Raw genomic sequence first — 20,315 nt, forward strand, 5'->3', positions numbered from 1 at the left:
ATGGCAGTCAGCGCCAACAAACTCGAACTGCTGCAGATCGCAGACGCAGTTGCGCGCGAAAAGTCGATCGACCGCTCCATCGTGATCGCGGCGATGGAAGACGCCATCGCCAAGGCCGCGCGTGCCCGCTACGGCAGCGAGACCGACGTCCATGCCGAGATCGACGCCAAGAAGGGCGAACTTCGCCTGACCCGCCACATGCTGGTGGTCGAAATCGTCGAGAACTCGTCGAACCAGATTTCGCTGCACGACGCGCAGCGCGCCAATCCGGGCGCCCAGGTCGGCGACACCATCGCCGATACGCTGCCGCCGCTGGAATATGGCCGCATCGCCGCGCAGTCCGCCAAGCAGGTGATCGTGCAGAAGGTGCGCGAGGCCGAGCGCGACCGGCAGTACCAGGAATTCAAGGACCGCATCGGCGACATCGTCAACGGCATCGTCAAGCGCGTCGAATATGGCAGCGTGATCGTCGACCTCGGCCGCGGCGAAGCGATCGTGCGCCGCGACGAGATGCTGCCACGCGAAGTGTTCCGCAACGGCGACCGCGTCCGCGCTTATATCTTCGACGTCCGCCGCGAGACCCGCGGTCCGCAGATCTTCCTGTCGCGCACCCATCCGCAGTTCATGGCGAAGCTGTTCGCGCAGGAAGTGCCGGAAATCTATGACGGCATCGTCGAGATCAAGGCGGTTGCCCGCGATCCGGGCTCGCGCGCCAAGATCGGCGTGATCTCGCGCGATTCCTCGGTCGACCCGGTCGGCGCCTGCGTCGGCATGCGCGGCTCGCGCGTGCAGGCCGTGGTGAACGAGCTGCAGGGCGAGAAGATCGACATCATCCCGTGGTCGCCCGACATCGCGACCTTCGTGGTCAACGCGCTGGCGCCGGCCGAAGTCGCCAAGGTCGTGATCGACGAGGACCGCGAGCGCATCGAGGTCGTGGTTCCCGACACCAACAACCAGCTGTCGCTGGCGATCGGCCGCCGCGGCCAGAACGTCCGCCTCGCCTCGCAGCTGACCGGCTGGGACATCGACATCCTGACCGAGCAGGAAGAGTCGGAGCGCCGCCAGGCCGACTTCGAGAACTCGACCCGCGTGTTCATGGAAGCGCTCAATGTCGACGAAGTGGTCGGCCAGCTGCTCGCTTCAGAAGGCTTCACCTCGGTCGAGGAACTCGCGCTGGTCGACGTCAAGGAACTCGCCGGCATCGAAGGTTTCGACGAGGAGACCGCCACCGAGTTGCAGACCCGCGCCCGCGAATATCTGGAACAGCTTGAGGCTGAACTGGAAGCCAAGCGCAAGGAACTCGGCGTCGAGGACGCCATGAAGGACGTGCCGGGCGTGACCGGGAAGATGCTGGTGAAGCTCGGCGAGAACGACGTGAAGACCGTCGAGGACCTCGCCGGCTGCGCCACCGACGATCTGGTCGGCTGGACCGAGCGCAAGGAAGGCGGCGAGCCGACCAAGCATGCCGGGTTCCTCGATGGCATCGAGGTCTCGCGCGACGAGGCCGAGGCCATGATCATGCAGGCTCGCGTGAAGGCCGGCTGGATCACCGAGGCCGACCTCGCCAAGCCTGCTGCTGCTGAGGAGGCCGAGGCCGCCGAAGCAGAAGCGGCGACCTAAGGAGATGGCCCACGGATGCTCGCTCAGCCTGACCCCGATCTCGACGATGGACCGCGGACGCAGAAGTCCGCGACCACGCGGATGTGCGCGGTCAGCCGCGAGGTGCGTCCGATCGACGAGCTGATCCGGTTCGTCGTCGCCCCCACCGGCGAGGTGATCCCGGACCTCAAGCGCAAGCTGCCCGGCCGCGGATTGTGGGTGTCCGCATCGCGGCGCAGCGTTGCGGAAGCGGTCCGTCGTCACCAATTTAGCAAGGGATTCAAGCGCGACGTCCGCGTTGCGCCGACCCTTCCCACCGACACCGATGCACTTCTGGTGCGCAGCGTTACCGAGGCCCTGGCGATGGCCGCCAAGGCCGGTCAGGTCGTTTCGGGCTTCGGCAAGGTCGAGGACGCACTCAACCGGAACGAAACTGCAGCCCTGATCCACGCTTCGGACGGCGCCGCGGACGGAATCCGCAAATTGGACGCGATCGTCCGGCAAAGGGGCGAAAAACGTGGTGAATCGCCGGTAATCCCCGTCGTCAATGTTTTGACGTCGGAAGAATTGGATTTGGCACTTGGGCGGTCAAATGTGATACATGCTGCGCTGCTCGCGGGCCCGGCGAGCAAGACGTTCCTGTCACGCTGCCAGATGCTGGTCCGATACCGGATGGCCGACGACGACAAGACCGCCGAAGCGGCCAGAAATTCCAGAGCGTGATCCGGGAAGGCGGACGCCGTCTTTCCGACCGGATCATGCTCAGCAAAAGACGACGTTGAAGGATTTGTGCGGCACACGCACAGCGAAACGAGATTAGGACTGCTGAATGGTTGATACCAAGACCCCTGGCGACAAGACTCTGAGTGTCCCGAGCAAGACGTTGTCGCTGAAGCCGCGCGTCGAGACGGGCACCGTGCGCCAGAGCTTCAGCCACGGCCGGACCAAGCAGGTCGTGGTCGAGAAGCGCGGCAAGCGCCGCGTCGGTGGCGACGGCCCGGGCGAGGCGCATGCGCCGGAACCCGTGGTTGCAAAGCCTGCGGCGCCCCCTGTCGCCAAGCCACCGCTCGGCCGCCCCGCGGCCCCGCCGCAGCGTAACACCCGCTCCGGCGTGGTGCTGCCGACCTTGACCGAGGACGAGCGTTCCGCGCGCGCCAATGCGCTTGCCGACGCCCGGCAGCGCGATGTCGAGGAACGCCGCCAGGCCGAAGAGGAAGCCAAGCGCCGCGCCATCCGCGAGGCTGCCGAGAAGACGGAGCGCGAAGCCGCCGAGGCCCGCCGCAAGGCGGAAGAGGAGCGCCACCGCCACGAGGAAGAGGCCAAGCGCAAGGCCGAGGTTGAGGCCAAGCGCCGCTTCGGCGAGGGCGAGGCCAAGCCCGGCGCGGCACCAGCCGCAGCTCCGGCCCGGCCCGCCGCAGCCGCACCTGCGTCTTCTGCGCCGGCAGCCCGGACACCGGCAGGCCGCCCTGCGACCACGACGACCACGCGTACCCCTGCCTCCGCGCCGAGGCCCCCGGCGGTTGCCGCCGAGGCGGACGAAGACGAAGCTCCGCGCATGGTGCGCCGCCCCGGCGGTGCCGTGCGTCCGGTCGCCGCGCCGAAAACGACCCATAAACCCGCTCCGCAGAAGGAGCGCGGCCGCCTCACCTTGACCACCGCGCTCAGCGCCGACGACGTGCGCGAGCGCTCGATCGCCTCGTTCCGCCGCCGTACCCAGCGTCTGAAGGGGCACGCGTCCAACGAGCCGAAGGAAAAGCTGATCCGCGAAGTCATTATCCCGGAAGCCATCGCGATTCAGGAACTCGCCAACCGGATGTCGGAGCGCGCAGTCGACGTCATCCGCATGCTGATGAAGCAGGGCGCGATGCACAAGATCACCGACGTGATCGACGCCGACACCGCGCAGCTGATCGCCGAGGAGCTCGGCCACAGCGTCAAGCGCGTCGCTGCCTCCGACGTCGAGGAAGGCCTGTTCGACGTTGTCGACGATTCCAGCGACACCGAGCCGCGTTCGCCCGTGGTCACGGTCATGGGCCACGTCGACCACGGCAAGACCTCGCTGCTCGATGCGTTGCGCCACGCCAACGTGGTGTCCGGCGAAGCCGGCGGCATCACCCAGCATATCGGCGCCTATCAGGTGACTTCGCCGGAAAGCGGCAAGAAGATCACCTTCATCGATACGCCCGGCCACGCCGCGTTCACCGCGATGCGCGCCCGCGGCGCCAAGGTCACCGACATCGTCGTGCTGGTGGTCGCCGCCGATGACGGCGTGATGCCGCAGACGATCGAGGCGATCAACCACGCCAAGGCGGCCAAGGTGCCGATGATCGTGGCGATCAACAAGATCGACAAGCCCGATGCACGGCCCGAGCGCGTCCGCACCGAGTTGCTGCAATATGAAGTGCAGGTCGAATCGCTCGGCGGCGACGTCGTCGACGTCGAGGTCTCGGCCAAGAACAAGACCAATCTCGACCGTCTGCTCGAGATGATCGCGCTGCAGGCCGAAATCCTCGACCTGAAGACCAATTCGGAGCGTCCGGCGGAAGGCACCGTGATCGAAGCCAAGCTCGATCGCGGCCGTGGTCCGGTCGCAACCGTGCTGGTGCAGCGCGGCACGCTGCGCATCGGCGACATCATCGTGGCCGGCGCCGAAATGGGCCGCGTCCGCGCACTGATCTCCGACCAGGGCGAGAATCTCGACGAGGCCGGGCCGTCCGTGCCGGTCGAGGTGCTCGGCTTCAACGGGCCGCCGGAAGCCGGCGACCGTCTCGCCGTTGTCGAGAACGAAGCCCGCGCCCGCCAGGTCACGAGCTATCGCGCGCACCAGAAGCGCGAGAATGCGGCGGCCTCGATCTCCGGCATGCGCGGCTCGCTCGAGCAGATGATGTCGCAGCTCAAGACCGCGGGCCGCAAGGAGTTCCCGCTGATCGTCAAGGCCGACGTGCAGGGCTCGCTGGAAGCGATCCTGGGCTCGCTGGAAAAGCTCGGCACCGACGAAGTCGCCGCCCGCATCCTGCATGCCGGCGTCGGCGGCATCTCGGAGTCCGACGTCACGCTGGCGGAAGGCTTCAACGCCGCGATCATCGGCTTCTCGGTCCGCGCCAACAAGGAAGCGGCGGCCGCGGCCAAGCGCAACGGCATCGAGATCCGCTACTACAACATCATCTACGACCTCGTGGATGACATCAAAAAGGCGATGTCCGGCCTGCTCGCGCCCACGCTGCGCGAAACCATGCTGGGCAACGCGCAGATCCTGGAAGTGTTCAACATTTCCAAGGTCGGCAAGGTCGCAGGTTGCCGCGTCACCGACGGCACCGTGGAACGCGGCGCCAATGTGCGCCTGATCCGCGACAACGTCGTGGTGCACGAAGGCAAACTGTCGACGCTGAAGCGCTTCAAGGATGAAGTGAAGGAAGTGGTCGCCGGCCAGGAATGTGGCATGGCGTTCGAGAACTACGGCGACATGCGTGTCGGCGACGTGATCGAATGTTACCGCGTCGAGACGATCCAGCGCTCTCTGTAAGTCCAAATCTTACGAAGCGCAGATCTTACTAAGCGTTGGGTCCATTTAACTGAAAATGCGACGACGTGGCCGGACTTTAGTCCGGCCACCCGCGCATTGTCTGATTGAAAGCAAAGCTAAGACATTGATGCCCGCGGCCACGGCCTGCGGGCGCGACGGTTTTGGAAGAAGGTCATGCCCCGTCAAAAGAAGAGTTCCAGCCCCGGCGGCTCACAACGTCAACTGCGCGTCGGCGAAACGGTTCGCCATGCGGTTGCCGAGATTCTGTCGCAGGGTGAGGTTCACGATCCCGATCTCGAAGGCCACATCATCACCGTTCCCGAGGTGCGAATGTCGCCGGATCTGAAGCTCGCGACGATCTACGTGATGCCGCTCGGCGGCCGCGACACCGACACGGTGATCGCCGCGCTCGAGCGCAACAAGAAGTTCCTGCGCGGCGAGATCGCGCATCGCGTCAACCTGAAATTTTCACCCGACATTCGCTTCCGCGTCGATGAGCGGTTCGACGAGGCGGAACGCATCGAGAAACTATTGCGAACACCTGCGGTGCAGCGAGACCTTGCACCCGATTCGGACGACGAGTGATGACTGTGATGACGACCAACAGCGTTGCCGACGCGAAGGATTCCGACGCGCGCGACGCTGAGCGGGATGGTTTTGCCGGGCAGCGCAGCGACGAGCCGCGCCGCACCAACAACGACCCGCGCCAGAGGCAGGGCAAGCAGAACCAGCAGCCGCGCCGCGACAAGCGCGACGTCCATGGCTGGGTGGTGCTCGACAAGCCGATCGGCATGACCTCGACCCAGGCGGTCGCCGTGCTCAAGCGCCTGTTCCAGGCCAAGCGCGCCGGCCATGCCGGCACGCTCGACCCGCTCGCCTCCGGCGGGCTGCCGATCGCGCTCGGCGAGGCCACCAAGACCGTGCCGTTCGTGATGGACGGCCGCAAGCGCTACCGCTTCACGGTGTGCTGGGGCGAGGAACGCGACACCGACGACACCGAGGGACGAGCCGTCAGGACCAGCGAGAGCCGGCCGACTGCCGATTCGATCCGGAACCTGCTGCCGCGCTTCACCGGGGTGATCGAGCAGATCCCGCCGCAATATTCGGCGATCAAGGTGCAGGGCGAGCGCGCCTATGATCTGGCGCGCGACGGCGAGACCGTGGACCTGAAGCCCCGCCCGGTCGAGATTCACGAATTAACCCTTGTGGAACATGGAGATAACGGCCAGTCCGTGTTCGAGGCCGAGTGCGGCAAGGGAACCTATGTCCGGGCCCTGGCCCGCGATATGGGCCGGATTCTGGGCTGTTTCGGCCATATCTGCGCGCTGCGGCGGACCCTGGTCGGTCCGTTTACCGAAGCGGACATGATTCCGCTGGAACAGTTGGAGGCTTTGTGCAATAGAGCCGCGTCTGGCGAGGGCAGCCTCGCCGACGCGCTTTTGCCCGTTGAGACCGCGCTGGACGACATCCCGGCACTGGCCGTCACACGGGCTGATGCGGCAAGGCTCCACAGGGGCCAGGCCGTTTTGTTGCGCGGACGGGATGCGCCCAATACTAGCGGCACAGTCTATGTCACGGTGGCAGGCCGACTTCTCGCGCTTGCCGAAATTGGCAATGGCGAACTCATCCCCAAGCGCGTGTTCAACCTGAACGGACTGACCGCCAGTCCGGCTCGCAACAATGAAAGTAACTGACGATGTCGATTACCGCGGAACGCAAAGCGGAAGTCATCAAGACGAATGCCAACAAAGCCGGCGACACCGGCTCGCCCGAGGTTCAGGTCGCGATCCTGTCGGAACGCATCAATAACCTCACCGAGCACTTCAAGAGCCATGTGAAGGACAACCATTCACGCCGCGGCCTCCTGAAGCTCGTGTCGACGCGTCGCTCCCTGCTCGACTACATCAAGCGCAAGGACGAGGCGCGCTACAAGGCGCTGCTTGAGAAGCACAACATCCGTCGTTGATTTTGAGAAGCACGCGCGCGGGGTTCGCGCGCGTTTTCGCATGATCGTCCGTGAACTCGGGCTTTCGAATTGTCGAAAGATGATCATGCGCACCAGCATGGCAATCGCGCCATGCACACTAGCGTTCAGCAGCAATCCGGCCGCTGGACCGGGCAAGATGCCCAGATGACCGAAAGGATGGACGCCATCCGAAATCCAGGGACCATGGCAGGATCGCCGGATACTGGTCGCGACAGCGCATCAGTGTCTCGCCGTCTTGGCATGGTCTTTGTGTTTCAGGGCGCCGTGCTTTCGTGAAACCATGAAAGAAAACCGAAATGTTCAATTCGCATTCCGTCGAGATCGACTGGGGTGGACGTCCCCTTAAACTAGAAACCGGCAAGATCGCCCGCCAGGCCGACGGCGCCGTGTTGGCGACCTACGGCGAGACCGTGGTGCTCGCCACCGTCGTCGCGGCGAAGTCGCCGCGCGAAGGCGTCGACTTCCTGCCGCTCACCGTCGACTACCAGGAGAAGACCTACGCCGCAGGCCGCATTCCCGGCGGCTATTTCAAGCGCGAGGGCCGTCCGACCGAAAAGGAGACGCTGGTCTCCCGCCTGATCGACCGCCCGATCCGTCCGCTGTTCGTCGACGGCTGGCGCAACGAGACCCAGGTGATCGTCACCGTCCTGTCGCACGACATGGAGAACGATCCGGACATCGTATCGCTGGTGGCTGCCTCCGCCGCCCTGACGCTGTCGGGCGCGCCGTTCAAGGGCCCGATCGGCGCCGCACGCGTCGGCTTCGCCAATGACGAATACGTGCTCAACCCGACGCTCGACGAGATGACCGAGACCCAGCTCGACCTGGTCGTCGCCGGCACCGCCGACGCCGTGCTGATGGTGGAATCGGAAGCCAAGGAGCTCAACGAAGACGTGATGCTCGGCGCGGTCATGTTCGGCCACCGCCACTTCCAGCCGGTGATCAACGCGATCATCGAGCTCGCCGAGAAGGCCGCCAAGGAGCCGCGCGAAGTCACCACGATCGACAATTCGGAGATCGAGAAGGAAATGCTCGGCATTGCCGAGCAGGAGCTGCGCAAGGCCTATGCGATCCCGGTCAAGCAGGAACGCTATGCCGCGGTTGGCGCCGTCAAGGAGAAGGTGCTGGCGCACTTCTTCCCGGAAGGCCAGGAGCCGAAATACGACAAGCTCCGCGTCGCCGGCGTCTTCAAGGAACTGGAAGCCAAGATCGTCCGCTGGAACATCCTCGACACCGGCAAGCGCATCGACGGCCGCGACGCCAAGACCGTGCGCAACATCATCGCCGAAGCCGGCGTGCTGCCGCGCGCCCACGGCTCGGCGCTGTTCACCCGCGGTGAGACCCAGGCCGTGGTCGTGACCACGCTCGGCACCGGCGAGGACGAGCAGTACATCGACGCGCTGTCGGGGACCTACAAGGAAACGTTCCTGCTGCACTACAACTTCCCGCCCTACTCGGTCGGTGAAACCGGTCGCCTCGGCGGCACCAAGCGCCGCGAGATCGGCCACGGCAAGCTCGCCTGGCGCGCGATCCACCCGGTGCTGCCGCCGCACCACGAGTTCCCGTACACGATCCGCGTGGTCTCCGAGATCACCGAATCGAACGGCTCGTCCTCGATGGCTTCGGTCTGCGGCGCTTCGCTGTCGCTGATGGATGCCGGCGTGCCGCTGAAGCGGCCGACGGCCGGTATCGCCATGGGCCTGATCCTCGAAGGTCAGCGCTTCGCGGTGCTGTCGGACATCCTCGGTGACGAGGATCATCTCGGCGACATGGACTTCAAGGTCGCCGGCACCGACCAGGGCATCACCTCGCTGCAGATGGACATCAAGATCGAGGGCATCACCGAGGAGATCATGAAGGTTGCGCTTGGCCAGGCCAAGGAAGGGCGCATCCACATCCTCGGCGAGATGGCCAAGGCCTTGACCGCGGCGCGCGCCGAGCTCGGCGAATACGCACCGCGCATCGAGACCTTCAAGATCGCCACCGACAAGATCCGCGAAGTGATCGGCACCGGCGGCAAGGTGATCCGCGAGATCGTCGAGAAGACCGGCGCCAAGGTCAACATCGAGGACGACGGCACCGTGAAGGTCGCCTCCAACGACGGCGAGGCGATGAAGGCTGCGATCAAGTGGATCAAGTCGATCGCCTCCGATCCGGAGATCGGCCAGATCTACGAGGGCACCGTCGTCAAGGTGATGGAGTTCGGTGCGTTCGTGAACTTCTTCGGCGCCAAGGACGGCCTCGTCCACATCAGCCAGCTCGCGGCCAGCCGCGTGCAGAAGACCTCGGACGTCGTCAAGGAAGGCGACAAGGTCAAGGTCAAGCTGCTCGGCTTCGACGACCGCGGCAAGACCCGCCTGTCGATGAAGGCGGTCGACCAGGAGACCGGCGAGGACCTCGAAGCCAAGCAGAAGCCCGACGCACCGGCGCCGCGCGAAGCTGCCGGCGAGTAAGCCAAGGCAAATTGTTACCAAATCGACTGTGACGAAAAGGGCGGCCCGGTGGCCGCCCTTTTTAGTTTGTAGAGGTCGGACGCAAATCAATCTCCGCTGATCGCAATGCGCGGTTTTGACCCGGCATTGTGACCGGCATTGCTGGAACCCGTTCACAACTTGCGCCTAATATCAGGCGCCTTCCCAGCACGGAGAACCACGATGTCCTTGATGTCCCGACGCCATCTGATCATCGCAGCGACCGGCATCGCCGCGGCCGCCGCCTCGTCGCGCACAGCCTTCGCACAGGCCGCGGCGCAGGCGCCCAGCGGGCCGTTCAAGATCGATCCGCTGACCTACCCGACCAATGCGCTGGAGCCGCATATCGACGCCAGGACGATGGAAATCCATCACGACCGGCATCATCAGGCCTACGTCACCAACCTCAACAATTTCGCCAAGGACAATCCGCAGATCGCGGAGAAACCGCTCACCGACGTGCTCGCCAATCTCGGCAATGTGCCGGACGCGATCCGCACCGGTGTCCGCAACAACATGGGCGGCCACGCCAACCACACGATGTTCTGGCAGATCATGGGACCGAACGGCGGCAAGGCTGACGGCGAAGTGCTCGCCGCGATCGACCGCGACCTCGGCGGCATGGAGAAATTCCAGACCGATTTCAATGCCGCGGGTGGGCGCGTGTTCGGCTCCGGCTGGGTGTTCGTTACCGTGACCAGGGACGGCAAGCTCGCGATCGAGACGCGGCCGAACCAGGACAACCCGATCATAGACGGCAAGCGCGCGCTGCTCGGCAACGATGTCTGGGAGCACGCCTATTATCTGACCTATCAGAACCGCCGGCCCGATTACCTCAAGGCGTGGTGGAACACGGTGAATTGGAAGGCCGTGGCCGAGCGCTATGCGGCAGCAAAGGCCGGCACGCTCGGGGTATGAGCCGGTAAGGCTCGCTAGCCACAAGCGGCCGCGCTAGATTTGAAAGCCCCGCGAGACGCTCGCGGGGCTTTCTTGTGGGGCCTTCTTTCTTGGGAAGACCAGGCTATGCGCCCGGAGAAACCGACGATGACGCTGCCGACCATCCGGCCCGGCCGCCCCGGCGAATATGACGAGATCGCGCGCATCTGGATGGAGAGCTGGACCTCGACCGGGCTCACACCACGGAGCGATAGCCTGTTGAGCGATCTGCGCGCGCGCCTGCGCCGCGAGATCGACAATGGCTGGAGCCTGTTCGTCGCCGACGATCGCGGCGGGATCGCCGCGATGCTGGCACTGCATCTGCCGACCTTGCTGCTTGACCAGCTGATGGTCGCGCCAAGCCATCAAGGCTGCAGCCTGGGGCGCCATTTGCTCGCCTTCGCCCGTGAGCAATTGCCCGACGAGATCTGGCTGAAATGCGTCCGCGAGAACGACAAGGCCTGGCGCTGGTACGAGCGCGAGGGCTTTGTGTTCGAGAAGGAAGCACCCAATCCGGTGACCGGTTTCATGATGAAGCACTATCGGTGGAAGAAGCGATAGGCGCCCAAGGCAATCGATCCAGACTCACGCGCGTTTTGTCTCATGCGTCTTGCGTTGCCAATTTGCGCGAGGCGCGCGATGAACAGGCACTGCTCGTCCACGCCGAAGAAAGGGTTCGCACCATGATCAAGCTGTACTGGTCGCCGCGCTCGCGCTCATTCTCCGCCATCTGGCTGCTGGAGGAATCCGGCCTCGCTTACGAACGGGTGCTGACCGATATCAGCACGGGCGCGCAGAAGTCGCCGGACTTCCTCAAGATCAACCCGATGGGCAAGGTGCCGGCGCTGACCGACGGCGACGCGCAACTCGCCGAGGCGGCGGCGATCTGCGCCTATATCGCCGACCGCTATCCGGAGACAAAGCTCGCGCCGGCCGTGACGGATCCGAAGCGCGCACGCTATCTGCAGTGGCTGTTCTTCTCGCCGAGCTGCATCGAGCCGGCGCTGATCCAGCTCTTCACCAAGCTCGAGGTGCCGACCAGCACCGCATCCTGGGGCAGCGCACCCCAGGTGTTCGACGTGCTCGATGCCGAATTGCAGAAGGGACCGTGGATCCTTGGCGATCAGTTCTCGGCCGCCGACATCGCGATCGGCGCGGGCCTGAATTTTGCAGTTCGCGTGTTCAAGATGGTGCCGCCGCGGCCGTCCTTCGAGGCCTACATCGAGCGCTGCGTGGCGCGGCCGGCGTTCCAGCGCGCGGAGAAGATCGCGGCGGGGTGAAGACGTCGTCGCATAGCCCGGATGAACGAGATCATCGAATGTTCGAGTTGGGCTGCTCCAACCTCCCCTTGAAAAGGGGAGGTCGCTTTGCTCGCCAGAGCAAAGCGGGTGGGGATCTGCTCTCTCCGCTGACAGCCTCGCCTGCGGCTGGCCCCCATCCCAACCTTCCCCCTTTCAGGGGGAAGGAGAATAGCCGAATGAAGCAGTGGACTCCCAAACGGGCCTACGCTGGCACGACGCGGGGATCGACGTCCTGCGTGTAGTCGACGCCGTCGATGCCGAAGCCGAACAGGCGGAGGAACTGGCTCTTGTATTCTCCGAGATCGGCCAATTCGCCGAGCGTCTCGGTGGTGAGCAGCGGCCAGCACCGCGACACCTCGGTCTGCACCTCGGGCGAAAGCTCCCAGTCGTCGACCCTGATGCGCTGCTCGTTATCAAGCTCCACGCCCTTGCCTAGGCGGGTGCGGAACAGCCGGTCGATCTGCTCGATGCAGCCCTCATGGAGCCCGAGCTGCTTCATGACCTTGAACAGCACCGTGCCATAGAGCGGCACCACCGGAATGGCCGAGCTCGCCTGGGTGACGACAGCCTTCAGCGCGACGACGCGGGCCGCGTCCGGACCGAGCCGGCCCCGGATTGCTTCCGCCTTGCGGTCGAGGTCGACCTTGGCGCGGCCGAGCGTGCCGTTCCAGTAGATCGGCCAGGTCAGTTCGCTGCCGATATAGGTGTAGTTGAGCGTCCGGAAGCCCGGCGCCAGCACGCCGGCATCCGCGAGCTGGTCGATCCAGCGCTTCCAGTCGTCGCCGCCCATCACCGCGACCGTGGCCGCGGTTTGATCCTCGGTCGCCGGCTCGAGGGTGGCCTGGAAGACCTCGCCGGTCTCGGTGTCGAGCGTCTTAATCTCGACGGGGGCGCCGAGCGGCTTGATGACCGAGCGATAGGTCTTGCCGGTGTCGGGATCGGTCCTGGCGGGAGCCGCCATGCTGTAGACTAGCAGGTCGAGCTGGCCGAATTTTTCGCGCACACGCTCGATGAAGTTCTGCTTCAGCTCGTCGGAGAAGGCATCGCCCTCCAGCGTGAGCGGAGACCGTCCGATCTTCTCGGCCTCGATCTCGAAGGCGCGGTTGTTGTACCAGCCGGCGCTGGCGGTTCTCTTTTCCGAAGGCTCGCGCTCCAGCGACACGCCGATGGTGTCGGCGCCGCCAGCGAAGGTCGCGACGATGCGGCTCGCGAGACCGTAGCCGGTCGAACAGCCGAGCACGGCGACGCGCTTGGGGCAGTCCGCGACCGGGCCCTGACGGAGAACATAGGCGATCTGCTCGCGAACATTGGTGGCGCAGCCGACGGGATGTGCCGTCGTGCAGATGAAGCCTCGCACGCGCGGTTCGATAATCATTCCCACCCCATTCCGGATCGTTGCAATGTCCCCATTCGCTCCCTCAGCAAGCAAGGGGAGGCGAAATCACGCATCAAGCCGCCTGAACACCAGCGTGGCGTTGGTGCCGCCGAAGCCGAACGAATTCGACAGCACGGTCGTGAGCTTGGCGTTGTCGATGCGCTTGCGCACGATCGGCATGTCGGCGAACACCGGATCGAGCTCGGTGATGTGCGCGCTTTCGCAGATGAAGCCGTTGTTCAGCATCAGCAGCGAGTAGATCGCTTCCTGCACGCCGGTAGCTCCGAGCGAATGCCCGGTCAGCGCCTTGGTCGCCGAGATCGGCGGGCACTTGTCGCCGCTGCCGAACACCTTGCGGATCGCCTCGATCTCCGGCGGATCGCCGGCCGGCGTCGAGGTGGCGTGCGGATTGATGTAATCGACCGGCGTGTCCACCGTCGACATCGCCATGCGCATGCAGCGCTCGGCGCCCTCGCCCGACGGCGCGACCATGTCGTAACCATCCGAGGTCGCGCCGTAGCCGACGACCTCACCATAGATGCGCGCGCCGCGCGCCTTGGCGTGCTCGAGCTCTTCCAGCACCACGACGCCGGCGCCGCCAGCGATCACGAAACCGTCGCGGCTGATGTCGTAGGGACGCGACGCGGTGGCCGGCGTGTCGTTGTATTTCGAGGACATCGCGCCCATGGCGTCGAACAGCACCGACAGCGTCCAGTCGAGTTCCTCGCAGCCGCCGGCGAAGATGATGTCCTGCTTGCCGATCTGGATCGTCTCATAGGCGTTGCCGATGCAATGGTTCGACGTCGCGCAGGCCGAGGAGATCGAGTAGTTCACGCCCTTGATCTTGAACCAGGTCGCGAGCGTCGCCGACGCGGTCGAGGACATGCCCTTCGGCACCGCAAACGGACCGACGCGCTTCGGGCCCTTGGCGCGCGCGATATCGGCGGCTTCCACCAGCGTGCGCGTCGACGGCCCACCGGATCCCATGATGATGCCGGTGCGGATGTTGGAGACTTCGTTCTCCTCGAGGCCGGCGTCGCGGATCGCCTGTTCCATCGCGACGTGATTCCAGGCCGCACCTTCGGCAAGGAACCGCATTGCGCGGCGATCGATCACCTCTGCGGGATTAAGTGTCGGCGCACCGTGCACCTGCGAACGGAAGCCGAGCTCTGCGGCCTTCTCCGCTCGCGAAATGCCCGACTTTGCCTCGTAGAGGCTCGCAAGCACTTCCTGGGTGTTGTTACCGATGGATGAGACAATCCCCATCCCCGTGATGACAACCCGCCTCATGTTCGCCTCGCCCTGCCTTTATGTTGCCGCATGATGATCCTGCTCAAGACGGCGCCGTGCCCTGCTTGAACAACCCGACCTTCAAGTCCTTGGCGCGATAGATAATCTCGTCGTCCATGGAAAGCCACCCGTCGGCAATTCCAAGCACGAGCTTTGACCGCATCACGCGCTTGATGTCGATGTTGTACACAACCTTGCGCGCTTGCGGCAGCACCTGTCCGGAGAACTTCAGCTCGCCGAGGCCGAGCGCGCGGCCACGACCTTCGCCACCGATCCAGCCGAGGTAAAAGCCGACCATTTGCCACATGGCATCGAGGCCGAGGCAGCCCGGCATCACGGGATCGTTCTTGAAATGGCAGCCGAAGAACCAGAGATCCGGCTTCACGTCGAGCTCGGCGCGCACCAGCCCCTTGCCGTACTCGCCGCCGGTTTGCGAGATATCGCTGATGCGATCGAACATCAGCATCGGCGGCAGCGGCAACTGGGCGTTGCCGGGACCGAAAAGCTCACCCCGCCCGCAAGCGAGCAAATCCTCGTATTCGTAACCGCCGCGCCGATCCAGCATCCTCTTCCACCTCTCATGTCCCGATGAAGCGCTTTTGCCTGGTCGGACCTTAAATCTACCCACGGGAACCGGAAATATCCTGTCCCGTATCTTGGCGCTACCTGGGCACGCTTCCGGCCTGTTATCTCTGCCGAAAGCGCATATGTGGTCCGCGCGCTCTCTAACATAGGGCTAACTGGGCGGCAAAGCGGCATTCCTATGATAAATTACCGCTTCTCCTTCGGTTTCTACCGCAGCTTGGATTCGTTCTAGTTGCGAAAAACTTGCATCTGATAGGCATCCTTTTTATATTTATGAGGAATATTGCCTGAGTTGGGTGCATAGAGTGGATATGAACGAAGAAGTACCGGCTGTGAACGATGACGCCGTACACCCGGCTGCGCGGGGCACTGGGCACCACCCTGCCCTGACCGGCTGCCCGTGGCATGACGTCAACGAGATGTTGCAGTCTGCCGGTCTCCGGCCGACGCGCCAGCGTATGGCGCTGGGCTGGCTGCTGTTCGGCAAGGGTGCCCGCCACCTGACCGCTGAAATGCTGTACGAGGAAGCCACGCTGGCCAAGGTTCCGGTGTCGCTGGCGACCGTCTACAACACGCTCAACCAGCTCACCGATGCCGGCCTGCTGCGCCAGGTCAGCGTCGACGGCACCAAGACCTATTTCGACACCAACGTGTCGACGCACCACCACTTCTATCTCGAGCATAACCACGAGCTGGTCGACATTCCCGACCCGAATCTGATGCTCACGAAGATGCCGGACGTACCGGAAGGCTTCGAGATTTCCCGCGTCGATATGGTTGTGCGCCTGCGCAAGAAGCGCTGAGGCGTCCTACCGACGGATTTGAGTTGTGATGGCCGGGCTCGTCCCGGCCATTGTCATTTGGGGATGGGGAAGGTCAGTCCACCTTCTCGTCGGCATAGACGCCCCAGAGGCGCTGTTGCTCGATCCAGCCGTCGAACCCGTTGCCGGTGACCCGGCACCAGTTGTTGGCGCATTTCTTGACCTGCGCGACCACGCCGGCCTGCAGGCGGGCCGCGATCGCAGTGGTGGCGTCGGGACGGTCGTACAGCGAGGCCAAGTCGTCCTTGTTCTTCATCGTGACGACGGCGGTGCGGCGGCCGGACAGCAGGGAATGATAGACCCAGCCCTCGGCACCCTCGGAATCGCGGACCCGGCGCCAGTTCTCGAACTCGGCGGTGATTTCGACCGGCAGTCCCGACCTCGTGTAGACCCAGGCGACGTCATTGTCCTTGGTCGGGCCGGCCCTGACGTTCACATGATCGGATTTCAGGCTGACATAGCGCGGGATCGGCAATCCGCTGGTGGTCGGGTTGGTATCCTTGGCGGAATGTCCGGGCATGACCGACGCACTCAGCATGCTGCCGACCAGCGCCACCAACGAACCGAAACGCCAGAACGCCACCATCAACTCGTCTCCTGCCGAGATGCCCAACCCGCATTCGGCGAGTTGCAACCGATACAAACGCCCAAAAACTCGGGCCCCCTGCGCCGTTCGCTCCCGCACCCCACGTCCGAGGGGTTCTTGTCTTGGCCCGGCCTTCTGCTAGAGAGAACGGAAGGCCTTAAGAGCCAGAACACCCGAATTTCCCCTGACGAAAGCCGGGGCAAGTATCGGGGAACCCTAGGAAACGCGAAGGAAACGCCGGGACAGCGCGGCTATCAGCAGTGTCGAACAACCGGGTTAATGAGGCCTCAACGGTTTGTTTTTTGGCAAGCCGTGCGCCTCATGAAAGCAGGACATGTCGGTGAAGAAAAAGCCTCTCGTCGTCGTCACCCGCAAGCTGCCGGACTCGATCGAGACCCGGATGCGCGAGCTGTTCGACGCCAGATTGAATCTCGACGACACGCCGATGGCGCCGGAACAGATCGCCGAGGCGGCAAGGACCGCCGACGTGCTGGTGCCGACCGTGACCGACATGATCCGCGAGGACGTGATCAATCAGCCTGACTGCAAGCTGAAGCTGATCGCCAATTTCGGCAACGGCGTCGACAATATCGACGTCACGGCGGCGCATGCGCGCGGTATCACGGTGACCAACACCCCGAAGGTGCTGACCGAGGACACCGCCGACATGACCATGGCGCTGATCCTTGCGGTGCCGCGGCGCCTGATCGAGGGCGCCTCGATCCTGACCGAAGGCAAGCAGCATTGGGCGGGCTGGTCGCCGACCTGGATGCTCGGCCACCGCATCGGGGGCAAGAGGCTCGGCATCATCGGCATGGGCCGCATCGGCCAGGCGGTGGCGCGCCGTGCCCGGGCCTTCGGCCTGCAGATCCACTATCACAACCGCCGCCCGGTGGCGCCTATGATCGCCGAAGAGCTCGGGGCAACCTATTGGGAAAGCCTCGACCAGATGCTGGCCCGGATGGACATCATCTCGGTGAACTGCCCGCACACGCCGGCCACCTTCCATCTGCTCTCGGCGCGGCGGCTCAAGCTGATCCGGAAAGAGGCCTACATCGTCAACACCGCGCGCGGCGAGGTGATCGACGAGGACACGCTGATCAAGCTGATCGAAGCCGGCGATGTCGGCGGCGCGGGCCTCGACGTCTATGAGCACGAGCCCGCGGTGAACCCGAAGCTGGTGCGGCTTGCCAGGGCCGGCAAGGTGACGCTGCTGCCGCACATGGGCTCGGCCACGATCGAAGGGCGCGTCGAGATGGGCGAGAAGGTGATCATCAACATCCGAACCTTCCTCGACGCCCACAAGCCGCCGGATCGCGTGCTGCCGAGCATGCTGTGATTTCGTAGCCGGGACTACGCCGCGCTCCATCCAAGCCACGCAGCTCCAACCTCCCCTTGAAAAGGGGAGGTCGCTTTGCTCGTCAGGGCAAAGCGGGTGGGGATCTGCCCCCTCCACTTGCAGCGTCGCCTGTGGCCGGACCCGGATCCCGACCTTCCCCCTTTCAGGGGGAAGGAGAAGAGAGAATCCGTAGCCCGGATGAGGCGCGAGCTGCCAAAATATCGAAAACAACCCCATGCAAAGTAGCCGGTGCAGCCAGCGCTCGACCAGGCAACTTGAAACCAACGCTCGCTGTCGTCCCGGCGCAGGCCGGGACCCATAACCACCGATAGTCATTGTTTCACAGTGCTGGAACGACGAGTCCCGCTCCCAACTTCCGCTGCGGAGTATGGGTCCCGGCTCCCGTGCGCAATTGCGCACTAGGCCGGGACGACGATGTGGTGACGGCCCGTCCTATTTCTTCCGCCGCGCCTGCTTGCGCCAGTCGGCGACGAACGACACGAACGCGGCGAGCGCGGGCGGCGGCTGGCGCCGGCTGGGATAGTAGAGGAACGGTCCGTCAAATGGCGGACACCAGTCGTCGAGCACGCTGACCAGCGCGCCTGATTTGACGCCGTAGTGGACATAACCCTCGAACGTCGCCCAGTAACCGGCGCCGTCATGGACTGCGCGCAGCGCGAGGCCGAGATAGGTCGCGATCAGCCTGGCCGGCGGCGAGACCTTCACCACCCGGCCGTTCTTCTCGAACTCCCAGTCAAAGATCGCGCCGCTGCCGAAGCGGGTGCGGATGCAGGCGTGCTTCAGCAGATCTTTCGGATGCGTCGGCCGGCCATGTTTCGCGACATAGTCGCTGGAGGCCACGACCGCGTAGCGCTGTTGCGCACCGAGCGGGACCGCCACCATGTCCTGCGCCAGATGCTCGCCATAGCGCACGCCGGCATCGAAGCCCTGCGCGACGATGTCGACGAACGCACTCTCGGCGACGATATCGAGATCGATTTGCGGATGTTTGGCGAGGAACGGCGCAATCATCGGCGCCAGCACCAGATCGACCGCGGGCGGCGGCGCGTTGATGCGGAGCCGCCCCGACGGCTCGGCGCGCAGGCCGCGCACCTCTGTGATGGCGTCGCCGACATCGGCGATCGCCGGCGCGACACGGGCAAGCAGCAACTCGCCGGCCTCGGTCAGCGAGACGCTCCGCGTGGTGCGGTTCATCAGGCGGACGCCGAGCCGCTCCTCCATGTCGCGCAGGCGCTGGCTGATGCTGGAAACCGAGACGCGCTGCTCCAGCGCGGCGCGCCGGAAATTGCGCGTGCGCGCCACCGCCACGAAGGCGTCGAGGTCGCGGAGGTCGAAATCCTGCATTGTTCGATATAGTGAACAAGCCATTCGGGATTGTCCAGCTTATCGGCGGACTCGAGCCGGCCCATATCAGCCGCGGTATTGGCGGCGGATCACCCGCCGCGCTGTCTAGGGAGTTCCACCATGGACACACGCAAACTCGGTTCTACCGGCCCCGCCGTCTCGCCGATCGGCCTCGGCTGCATGGGCATGTCCGACTTCTACGGCCCCACCGATCGCAGCGAGAGCATCGCGACCATCCATGCCGCGCTCGAAGCCGGCATCACGCTGCTCGACACCGGCGACTTCTACGGCATGGGCCATAACGAGATGCTGATTGGCGAGGCCCTGAAGAGCGGCAGCCGTGACAATCTGCAGATCAGCGTCAAGTTCGGCGCGCTGCGCGATCGCAACTACGGCTTTCTCGGCTATGACAGCCGTCCCGCCGCGGTGAAGAATTTCGCCGCCTATTCGCTGCAGCGGCTCGGCATCGATCATATCGACATCTACCGTCCGGCGCGGCTCGATCCCAACGTGCCGATCGAGGACACGATCGGCGCGATGGCCGACATGATCAAGGCCGGCTGGATCAAACATATCGGGCTATCAGAGGTTGGCTCCGACACCATCCGCCGCGCCCACAAGGTGCATCCGGTCGCCGATCTGCAGATCGAATACTCGCTGGTGTCGCGCGGCATCGAGAGCGACATCCTGAACACCTGCCGCGAGCTCGGCATCGGCATATCAGCCTACGGCGTGCTGGCGCGCGGGCTGATCAGCGGGCACTGGTCGAAGGAGCGTACGGACGCGAAGGATTTCCGTTTGCTGAGCCCGCGCTTCCAGGCCGGCAACATCGACGCCAACCTCGCGCTCGCGGACCGGCTACGTGTCATTGCGGCCGAGATCGGCGCTTCTCCGGCGCAGGTCGCGATTGCCTGGGTCGCGGCGCAGGGTAACGACATCGTGCCGCTGGTCGGCGCACGGCGGCGCGAACGGTTGAGCGAAGCGCTCGGCGCGCTCGATGTGACGCTGACCGCGGCGCATCTTGCCGCATTGGCCGACGCATTTCCGCCCGGCGCTGCCGCCGGCGGACGCTATCCGGAGGAGCACCTCCGGCACATGGACAGCGAGAAGCCCGCAGCAGCGTCCTGAAGCATGATG

The 20,315-nt window shown here is 64.6% G+C and carries 18 protein-coding genes; 13 read left to right on the plus strand and 5 right to left on the minus strand.

What is annotated here, in order from left to right; genetic code table 11:
* The 10 genes from nusA to G6P99_RS00295 all read left to right on the plus strand — a co-directional run bounded on the left by nusA (position 1) and on the right by G6P99_RS00295 (position 11,796).
* A complete protein-coding gene (gene nusA / locus G6P99_RS00250) occupies positions 1–1,620 on the plus strand; it encodes a transcription termination factor NusA (protein WP_029082436.1) in 1,620 nt (539 codons plus the stop codon).
* A 15-nt stretch (positions 1,621–1,635) separates the two neighbouring features.
* Positions 1,636–2,322 (plus strand): RNA-binding protein, encoded by a 687-nt coding sequence (locus G6P99_RS00255; protein ID WP_029082437.1) that lies wholly within the window; start codon positions 1,636–1,638, stop codon positions 2,320–2,322.
* Between the two features lie 106 nt (positions 2,323–2,428).
* Positions 2,429–5,122, plus strand: a complete 2,694-nt coding sequence (gene infB, locus G6P99_RS00260; protein ID WP_165126980.1) for a translation initiation factor IF-2 — start codon at positions 2,429–2,431, stop codon at positions 5,120–5,122.
* Positions 5,123–5,296: 174 nt separating this feature from the next.
* On the plus strand, positions 5,297–5,707 hold the full coding sequence (gene rbfA, locus G6P99_RS00265; protein ID WP_029082439.1) for a 30S ribosome-binding factor RbfA: 411 nt from the start codon (positions 5,297–5,299) through the stop codon (positions 5,705–5,707).
* Positions 5,707–6,816 carry a tRNA pseudouridine(55) synthase TruB gene (gene truB, locus G6P99_RS00270; RefSeq protein WP_029082440.1) on the plus strand — a complete coding sequence of 370 codons (1,110 nt, stop codon included), beginning with the start codon at positions 5,707–5,709 and terminating at the stop codon, positions 6,814–6,816. Before rbfA ends, truB begins: the two co-directional genes overlap by 1 nt.
* A 2-nt stretch (positions 6,817–6,818) precedes the next feature.
* Positions 6,819–7,088, plus strand: coding sequence for a 30S ribosomal protein S15 (gene rpsO, locus G6P99_RS00275; RefSeq protein ID WP_016844725.1), 270 nt, complete (start codon positions 6,819–6,821; stop codon positions 7,086–7,088).
* A gap of 317 nt (positions 7,089–7,405) precedes the next feature.
* On the plus strand, positions 7,406–9,562 hold the full coding sequence (gene pnp / locus G6P99_RS00280) for a polyribonucleotide nucleotidyltransferase (protein ID WP_029082441.1): 2,157 nt from the start codon (positions 7,406–7,408) through the stop codon (positions 9,560–9,562).
* 201 nt (positions 9,563–9,763) lie between these two features.
* Positions 9,764–10,498: a superoxide dismutase gene (locus tag G6P99_RS00285; protein ID WP_029082442.1), complete on the plus strand. Its 735-nt coding sequence runs from the start codon at positions 9,764–9,766 to the stop codon at positions 10,496–10,498.
* A 126-nt stretch (positions 10,499–10,624) separates the two neighbouring features.
* Positions 10,625–11,077, plus strand: coding sequence for a GNAT family N-acetyltransferase (locus tag G6P99_RS00290; protein ID WP_029082443.1), 453 nt, complete (start codon positions 10,625–10,627; stop codon positions 11,075–11,077).
* Positions 11,078–11,199: 122 nt separating this feature from the next.
* Positions 11,200–11,796: a glutathione S-transferase family protein gene (locus tag G6P99_RS00295; protein ID WP_029082444.1), complete on the plus strand. Its 597-nt coding sequence runs from the start codon at positions 11,200–11,202 to the stop codon at positions 11,794–11,796.
* 223 nt (positions 11,797–12,019) lie between these two features.
* Here G6P99_RS00295 and fabV read toward each other — a convergent pair whose 3' ends face one another.
* From fabV to fabA, 3 genes are all read right to left on the minus strand, one after another.
* Positions 12,020–13,192, minus strand: coding sequence for an enoyl-ACP reductase FabV (gene fabV, locus G6P99_RS00300; RefSeq protein WP_029082445.1), 1,173 nt, complete (start codon positions 13,190–13,192; stop codon positions 12,020–12,022).
* 66 nt (positions 13,193–13,258) lie between these two features.
* Positions 13,259–14,482 carry a beta-ketoacyl-ACP synthase I gene (fabB, locus tag G6P99_RS00305; protein WP_029082446.1) on the minus strand — a complete coding sequence of 408 codons (1,224 nt, stop codon included), beginning with the start codon at positions 14,480–14,482 and terminating at the stop codon, positions 13,259–13,261.
* A 43-nt stretch (positions 14,483–14,525) separates the two neighbouring features.
* Complete coding sequence (gene fabA, locus G6P99_RS00310; RefSeq protein WP_029082447.1) at positions 14,526–15,047, minus strand: bifunctional 3-hydroxydecanoyl-ACP dehydratase/trans-2-decenoyl-ACP isomerase; 522 nt, start codon at positions 15,045–15,047, stop codon at positions 14,526–14,528.
* Positions 15,048–15,378: 331 nt separating this feature from the next.
* Between fabA and irrA the strand changes: the two genes are divergently transcribed.
* The gene (gene irrA, locus G6P99_RS00315; RefSeq protein ID WP_029082448.1) at positions 15,379–15,870 is read left to right on the plus strand and encodes an iron response transcriptional regulator IrrA; all 492 of its coding nucleotides are present in this window, start codon (positions 15,379–15,381) and stop codon (positions 15,868–15,870) included.
* A 73-nt stretch (positions 15,871–15,943) separates the two neighbouring features.
* Here irrA and G6P99_RS00320 read toward each other — a convergent pair whose 3' ends face one another.
* Positions 15,944–16,471 carry an SH3 domain-containing protein gene (locus tag G6P99_RS00320; protein WP_029082449.1) on the minus strand — a complete coding sequence of 176 codons (528 nt, stop codon included), beginning with the start codon at positions 16,469–16,471 and terminating at the stop codon, positions 15,944–15,946.
* Positions 16,472–16,808: 337 nt separating this feature from the next.
* Here G6P99_RS00320 and G6P99_RS00325 point away from each other — a divergent pair, with 337 nt between their 5' ends.
* Positions 16,809–17,813 carry a 2-hydroxyacid dehydrogenase gene (locus G6P99_RS00325; protein ID WP_029082450.1) on the plus strand — a complete coding sequence of 335 codons (1,005 nt, stop codon included), beginning with the start codon at positions 16,809–16,811 and terminating at the stop codon, positions 17,811–17,813.
* A 453-nt stretch (positions 17,814–18,266) separates the two neighbouring features.
* Here the strand turns inward: G6P99_RS00325 and G6P99_RS00330 are convergent, their stop codons facing one another.
* Positions 18,267–19,178 (minus strand): LysR family transcriptional regulator, encoded by a 912-nt coding sequence (locus G6P99_RS00330; protein WP_029082451.1) that lies wholly within the window; start codon positions 19,176–19,178, stop codon positions 18,267–18,269.
* A gap of 120 nt (positions 19,179–19,298) precedes the next feature.
* Between G6P99_RS00330 and G6P99_RS00335 the strand changes: the two genes are divergently transcribed.
* A complete protein-coding gene (locus tag G6P99_RS00335; protein WP_165126982.1) occupies positions 19,299–20,306 on the plus strand; it encodes an aldo/keto reductase in 1,008 nt (335 codons plus the stop codon).
* Positions 20,307–20,315 lie beyond the last annotated feature (9 nt).

This window comes from Bradyrhizobium sp. 6(2017) (genome assembly GCF_011058295.2).
Lineage (GTDB): Bacteria > Pseudomonadota > Alphaproteobacteria > Rhizobiales > Xanthobacteraceae > Bradyrhizobium > Bradyrhizobium septentrionale.